The organism is Nostoc sp. CHAB 5715, assembly GCF_020829685.1.
Lineage (GTDB): Bacteria > Cyanobacteriota > Cyanobacteriia > Cyanobacteriales > Nostocaceae > Nostoc.
Map to the genome: position 1 here is coordinate 1 of NZ_JAIVFR010000399.1, position 6,354 is coordinate 6,354.

Annotated in this window: 8 protein-coding genes, 1 tRNA gene and 2 pseudogenes; 5 read left to right on the top strand and 6 right to left on the bottom strand. The window is 42.4% G+C overall.

The features are described 5' to 3' along the window. Nucleotides 1–111: 111 nt before the first annotated feature. Nucleotides 112–366, top strand: a pseudogene (locus LC574_RS21255) (zinc ribbon domain-containing protein); the annotation flags it as partial. Here the strand turns inward: LC574_RS21255 and LC574_RS21260 are convergent. Together LC574_RS21260 and LC574_RS21265 are read right to left on the bottom strand one after the other, a co-directional pair. Further along, entirely contained in the window at nt 363–572 is a 210-nt protein-coding gene (locus LC574_RS21260; RefSeq protein WP_229455467.1) for a hypothetical protein, read from the bottom strand. The pseudogene LC574_RS21255 and the gene LC574_RS21260 overlap by 4 nt on opposite strands. Further along, nucleotides 569–1,126 carry a hypothetical protein gene (locus LC574_RS21265; RefSeq protein ID WP_229455468.1) on the bottom strand — a complete coding sequence of 186 codons (558 nt, stop codon included), beginning with the start codon at nt 1,124–1,126 and terminating at the stop codon, nt 569–571. The genes LC574_RS21260 and LC574_RS21265 overlap by 4 nt, the downstream gene beginning before the upstream one ends. Nucleotides 1,127–1,298: 172 nt before the next feature. Between LC574_RS21265 and LC574_RS21270 the strand changes: the two genes are divergently transcribed. Both LC574_RS21270 and LC574_RS21275 read left to right on the top strand, forming a co-directional pair. Then, nucleotides 1,299–1,460, top strand: a complete 162-nt coding sequence (locus LC574_RS21270) for a ribbon-helix-helix protein, CopG family (RefSeq protein ID WP_229455469.1) — start codon at nt 1,299–1,301, stop codon at nt 1,458–1,460. 196 nt (nt 1,461–1,656) lie between these two features. Next, nucleotides 1,657–1,830, top strand: a complete 174-nt coding sequence (locus tag LC574_RS21275) for a hypothetical protein (protein WP_229455470.1) — start codon at nt 1,657–1,659, stop codon at nt 1,828–1,830. 54 nt (nt 1,831–1,884) lie between these two features. Here the strand turns inward: LC574_RS21275 and LC574_RS21280 are convergent. Next, nucleotides 1,885–1,956, bottom strand: a tRNA-Thr gene (locus tag LC574_RS21280). 33 nt (nt 1,957–1,989) lie between these two features. Here LC574_RS21280 and LC574_RS21285 point away from each other — a divergent pair. Then, the gene (locus tag LC574_RS21285) at nt 1,990–2,283 is read left to right on the top strand and encodes a DUF3493 domain-containing protein (RefSeq protein ID WP_229455472.1); all 294 of its coding nucleotides are present in this window, start codon (nt 1,990–1,992) and stop codon (nt 2,281–2,283) included. A 384-nt stretch (nt 2,284–2,667) separates the two neighbouring features. Here LC574_RS21285 and LC574_RS21290 read toward each other — a convergent pair whose 3' ends face one another. Continuing rightward, entirely contained in the window at nt 2,668–4,362 is a 1,695-nt protein-coding gene (locus LC574_RS21290; protein ID WP_229455473.1) for a DUF1565 domain-containing protein, read from the bottom strand. 906 nt (nt 4,363–5,268) lie between these two features. Here LC574_RS21290 and LC574_RS21295 point away from each other — a divergent pair. Beyond that, on the top strand, nt 5,269–5,805 hold the full coding sequence (locus LC574_RS21295; RefSeq protein WP_229455474.1) for an alpha/beta hydrolase: 537 nt from the start codon (nt 5,269–5,271) through the stop codon (nt 5,803–5,805). Here LC574_RS21295 and LC574_RS21300 read toward each other — a convergent pair. Next, a complete protein-coding gene (locus LC574_RS21300; protein ID WP_229455476.1) occupies nt 5,802–5,999 on the bottom strand; it encodes a hypothetical protein in 198 nt (65 codons plus the stop codon). The genes LC574_RS21295 and LC574_RS21300 overlap by 4 nt on opposite strands. A 163-nt stretch (nt 6,000–6,162) precedes the next feature. Next, a pseudogene (locus LC574_RS21305) lies at nt 6,163–6,354 on the bottom strand (low-complexity tail membrane protein); the annotation flags it as partial.

A 6,354-nucleotide genomic window follows, 5' to 3' on the forward strand; every position in this document is an offset into this window, starting at 1 on the left:
ATTACTTTTGCTATTAGCAAGGAACTTAAGTTCCTTGCGGGACATGGCTTTTACTTAAGTTGACACTAATGAGCAATGCTGTGCCTCTACCTTGGCAATTAGCGCAAGAATTCCGCAAATTGTTCTAATTGTGGTGAGGTTGTGAAAAAATCTCTTAGCACTAGAACTCATGTCTGCCCTCATTGTGGACACATCCAAGACCGAGATTGGAATGCTGCTTTGAACATACTTGAGATTGGACTCCGTACTGTGGGGCACACAGGAACGTTAATCGCCTCTGGAGACATCGACCTCTGCGTGGGTGAGGAAACTCCTCCAAGTAAGTTGAGTCGTAGAAAGAGGAAACCTAAGAAGGCAACTTCTTAGAATCCCCGCCCTTTAGGGCTGGGGTAGATGTCAACTCTAGCAAACCAGCGTCGAACTGTGAACAGGGAACGAGAGCAAATCTGAGCCATTTGTTCGTGGTTTACCTGCCATTTGGAGTAAAACTGCTGGGGAGTCATACCCAATTGACAATAACTGTAGAATTGCATCAAATCTTGCTCTCGCTGCTTGAGTGGATGAGGATTCATAACTTTGTCTCCTCGCTGATTGGTTCTAAATCTTCTTCCCAAGCAATATCGGCAGATGTCCAAGCAGCACTCTGGCTCTCTTTGCTCAACCAAATCAGGTAGCACCAACTCCAGCAGCAGCGATCGCAAGCATTGCTATAAAATCGACCAATGACAATGCCCCAGTCAGTATCACTTTGGGCAGAGAGCCAACGCAAGCGATCGCCATATAAAAATCTGGGTGTCTTGGCTACATCAGGAAAGTTGACAGGAAGCTCAATAGATGCATCTGGGTATTTCAGATTAATCAAGCCTGGGACTATATCTTGGTGACAGTGCCGGATGAGATTGAGATAATCAGCAATCAACTTACCATTGATGCTATGAGTTAACCCAGATATCAGAATCGCAGCTAGGCTTTCTATTTCTTGCTGCTGGAGTTGTATCCAGGTGCTATCAAAGTCAGCGTCAGAGTAGTTGTTGAGCTTTGCTAGTAATTCTGTGATGCCGAAATCATCGAAAGCTTGTTGATAAGCTCTGTGTTCATCTGTTTTGTAGCTAACAGGCTTTAACATTGTATATGTCTCCTGTGATAGGGGGGACAAAAGCCAGCATCGTCCCTGAGAAAGTTGATGGCTGGCTTTTGACTTATCTGTAATTATACATATAATTAGTGTGTTTTTATGTAAATATATTTATTTTAGTTTTTTTAATATAAAAATACACAATATTGCTTATAATAACGACATGGGAAAAGTAACAGTAACTCTTTATATGGAAGAAGAAGACAAAGAAGCCCTGCAACAATTGGCTGATGCACAGGAGCGTTCTTTGTCTCAGATGGCAGTGTTAATTTTGAAACGAGCGATTAAACAAGCTCAGAATGACGGGACAATTACACCAAAGTAATTCGTAATTTGTTAAAGAAGCGATACCTTCTCTACGAGACGCACTCGCGTTCGCAATGACAATTATTTTCTCCTTAAAAAATAAAAACTGGGATGCACCCAATATAAATTGTTGCTTTTCAGAAAGATGACAATAACTTGTCACCAGTAAATATGGAAGCGAATTACTAGGTTTGATGACAATATAGGACTCCTATTTGATTTTTGAAATAACTCGCCCTCAACTCGAAAAGGCTGATTCCCTAGTAGAGACGCGATTAATCGCGTCTCTACTCCCTACTCCCTGCCTACACAAAGAAGTTCAGAAATCAAATCGGATTGCTATAATTTGTCAAAATGATATTAATCTGTCACCGACGACAAATAATTAGTCACTGTACACTTGATTTATGTCAAACTTTAGTGTTGAGCAATACTTTTATCAAAGCCGATGATGGGATTTGAACCCACGGCCTGCTGATTACGAATCAGCTGCTCTACCACTGAGCCACATCGGCGTACACAATCTAAGAGTATAACATGATTTAATCATGGTAGATCAAAATCGCAAAAATCGCCTTAACCCTGAACAATACGCCAGCCTCAAAGCAGAAATAGCCGCTCCTTATCGCGGCTTACGACAATTTCTCTACATCGCTTTCGGTGCTTCTGGCTCGATTGGCGCATTCGTCTTTTTTTTCCAAGTGCTTGCCGGACGCAATGTTGAGAGTGCAATGCCAAGTTTAGCTCTCCAAGTAGGAATAGTTGCCCTAATGGTCTTCCTTTGGCGTTGGGAACAGCGTCGGCAACGACGCCCCCAATCGGGTAAAAATCCTAATTCCTGAAGGGAGAAATTTTGCTGTTAATTTTTTATATTTAAAAACCCCTAAAATTAATAAAACTCACAATATTGAAAGCGCCAGACTGATAATTTGTTAGTCTGGCGCTTCCAATTTGCTAACTAGTACAGTACAGCACGGCGGAAATAATATCATGTCCGCATAAATAGTTATGCTAACCACAGCCATTACACCCCACCCCCAGCCCCTCCCCGCTCTTCGGGAGGGGAGACAAAGCGTAGCTTTGGCGGGGTGGGGTTCTTTGGGTTTAATAAGCAATCAAGCGGACATGATATAAACCACCCATTCCAAATCACCAAAAAGTCTGCCTTATAAGCTTTTTGACTTTTGACTTTTGATTTTTGACTTCCGCCATGCGGTACTAGGCATTTACTGAACAGTTACCAAATAAGATGAAGGAATTGGTTGGGCACGTCCAGCATTGACAAGTGCTTGGTAAACAAAGGCAGCAACTTCGGCTCTAGTCGCTTCACGATTAGGATTGAGTTGCTTGGCTGTGGGATAGTTGATCACTAGTTGCCGTGCAGTTGCCGCAGCAACAGGAGCGATCGCATACTTAGGAATCTGGGCAGCATCGGTGTAAAAGGAAAGGACATCCTGATTATTCGCAGTTAAGCCCAAACCATTAGCTAAAGATACTAACGCCTGGACTCTGAGAATTTGCTGCTGTGGCTTAAAAGTTCCATCAGGATAACCAGAAACAAATTCACTTTGGTAAGCAGATTGAATTGCAGTGTAAGCCCAGAAATTGCTTGCTACATCCTTAAATTTAATTGCTGTGCGTTTGTTTGGTGGTGTTAGGGCTTTAGTGATAATAGTGGCGAATTGAGCGCGGGTTACAGGATCATTGGGTTTAAAGCTGCCATCAGGAAAACCAGCAATAATATTTTGGGAAGCTAAAGCTTCGATGTAGGTTTTTGCCCAGTAATTTGCTGGTACATCTTTAAAGGCGACAGCCCCTCCAGGGGGTGCGTCAACAGTTGCAGCAACGAAATTTACTGAGCCGAAAATCTTTTTCTGATCAATATCGTTGCCAACAGCGATAATTTGACCGGTTTTAGTGGCGTTGTTCACATCATAACGAGTGTTATTGCGAATAAGATTACCACCAGGATTTTCGTTGGTACCAAGGTCAGGTAAAGCGTTAACAGTTGCTACTACACCATCCCGCTTATTGTTCTGAATGACATTCTTACGCAATACGGGCTTTGCTGATTCGGAGATATAAAGACCGTCCTGGTTTTGGACAATTTGGTTTTCCACAATTTGGGGTGTGGAAGTGCCACCGATCGCTAGACCAAAACCAGTATCTTGAAATAAGTTATTCCGAATTTCTCCTTGAGCACCTCTAACAACTGAAATCCCATTGCCTTTGTTTTGCACAAAGAGATTACCTTCGATTTTGGGATTGCCTGTACCCGTGACAAAAACACCCTCTCTAACACTGTTAGTAAAAGTACTGTTTTTGATAATCGGATTAGTTGACTCCACCCACACACCCGTACCCCGGCTATTTGGGTTGGTGACGGTGACACCAGTGATCGTGGTATCTTGCTCGGCAAGGATGGTAATGTCCTGTCTGGCAAAGGTACGACTAGTGTAGAAACCTCCACCTGTAATCAATATCCCCTGACCTTTAGTAGCTTCATCACCCCGCAGTGTCACCCCTGGTTTGAGCAACAACGGGAAGGTTTCACCACTTTCTTGGTTATAGTTTCCAGGTGCTAATTGAATAACTGCACCTGGTTGGGCTTGACTTAGAGCGAAACTTATGGTTTTGTAGGGTGCAGTTGATGTTGTACCAGCACCAGCACTATCTGCACCAGTTGCTGGATTAACGTAAATCGCTGCGGCTGTTGCAGGAGCTTGCGCTGTGAGAGTTGGGGCGATACCTTCTGGATGAGTCGCACCAGCATTAACCTCATCAGGTAGTAGTATTGACCCACTAGAGACAACCAGCATTGCCGTTAGTCTGGCTCCCAAGCGTAAAGTATATCTCAGATGACTGCTAGAAAGAAGGCGAAAATTCTCCGCTAGAGAAGTGTGAAAACCCCGGTATTTCATTTTTTGAGTCTGTGATGTGCTGAATTACGGTATGTCAAACAAGGTTAAAGGTAGCAGCTTTGTAGCTGCTGTAAAACCCATGCAAAACTATACTGGATGATTACCACTGATTCAGCTAAATTCCTTAGATAGATCACAGAACTTATACATTAGTTATATTATTTTATTTAGAAAATTTTACTAGTACCGTCGGCGTAAATACGCCTACCATTTTCTAAGAGGTTGTTTGAAAAGGGTCGGCTTGAGCTTCAAGTGCAACTCAGGGGCGCAATCTCAAATCCCAAAACTCCGATTATCTCGTGGCAGTTTCTCGGTAACCAGGGTAGTGAAACACACGCTTGAGGACTTTTCAAACATCCTCTAAGCTATAGATAGCTTAACTGTTGCCTTCCTCACCCGCCTAGAACTAAAAGGCTAATAGCTAAAGTCTACTAAAGTAGACTAAAGATTTTTGGCTATATTTAGTCATCAAGAGATGAGTTTCGCTATTAGCAAGGAACTTCAGTTCCTTGCGGGACATGGCTTTTACGTTAAGTTGACACGTATGAGCTGGCTCGTGCCCCTACAGCATGGTCTATAGCGGTTCTCGAATGGAAGCAATACACTTTGACCTCACTTCCATTCCTCTCTCCTAAAAGGAGAGAGGCTTTGAATCTTGCTCCCCAACGCTAGCTCTTAAGGGGCTGTTCTTGTTAGGTCTGTATTGGACTCAAGCGAGAAGCGCTATATTTACGATCGCAGGATAATTAAGAAAAGCCTGAAAACTTCCTATTTTAGGTAATGCACATCACGATGCATTTCTACAGTGCGTAAGTCCTATTTTTGTATTCCCTAAAGCTAGATGCTGCAAATAATTTTGCTGGAATATCATTACAGGAAAATCAAACCTATTGGAAATGGAAAGAAATGCGTTTTAAATTTTTGGGGCTGCGTCGCGCCTTACTTGTATTAGGTAGTACCTGTCTTCTACTTTTGTCCACTCCTGTCTTTGCTGCGGAACGAGTGATGCTAAATTATGGTATTTTCCGTGAATCACTTTCAGTGGAGGAGCTATCCACCTTTGCCCAAACAGGTGAACTTTCACGTTCACTACGAGTTAATTTTGCTTTGGCGCGACAAGATCCTAAAGTCATCCGTCAGTATTTGACGGAGCCGGTGAAGGTAAACCTTGTATTTTTAGATAGAGTGCTGAATAGCCAGATTGGTAATATTATTTTAGATCAAATTAGTCAAGTTATTTATACACCGTCTCACAGAGCAGATCGGCAGGCTTTGCGAGCCGCTTTGGTACTTTCTGCGAGTCAAGACGGGCAGGTGTCGTTAATCGAAATTGTTAAGAATTATCCCACAAATGAAGTCGAAGTTGATGGAAAACGCTTGCAGGGTGCATACCGTCAACTTCGTCGCTTGCAAACAAGCCTACAAAATTTATTTGGTGTTTAGTAAGCTAAAGTTTCTAAAGTTTCCCTTAAATACCGTTGTACCTGCTGTTCCAAGCGAATTCCGTGTAATTGAGCATTGCGTTCTAGTTGCCAACGTTGAAAACCGGAACTAGTGGAGATCGCACATTTGAGGCTATACCAAATTTCAGTATCAGCAGAAAATTGGCGATCGCTAGAAGCTGGAATTTGAGCCATAGTTTCTCATTCCTTTATTTTAACTTCAACGGTAATTAGTCATTAGTCATTAGTCATTAGTCATTAGTCATTAGTGAATACATAAATACCACTGCGACTAAAGTCGCTCGTGCCGCTTCCCTCTCAGCTTTGAAAAGCTGAGTTTCCCGCATCCCGTGTATTCTTATGAATCTGTATTAATCCTAAACAAGGATTCCAACAATCGGGGCACGATTTGATTAACCCGTACTCCTAAAATTGTGAAATCCTGCTTAATCTTTTCTAAAGATAATGGCTCTATGCCAGCGAATTCTGTGTCATTAGTCACTAAAACTCGCATTACACTCACAGGTATTTGTAAAAATAAATTGCTGCC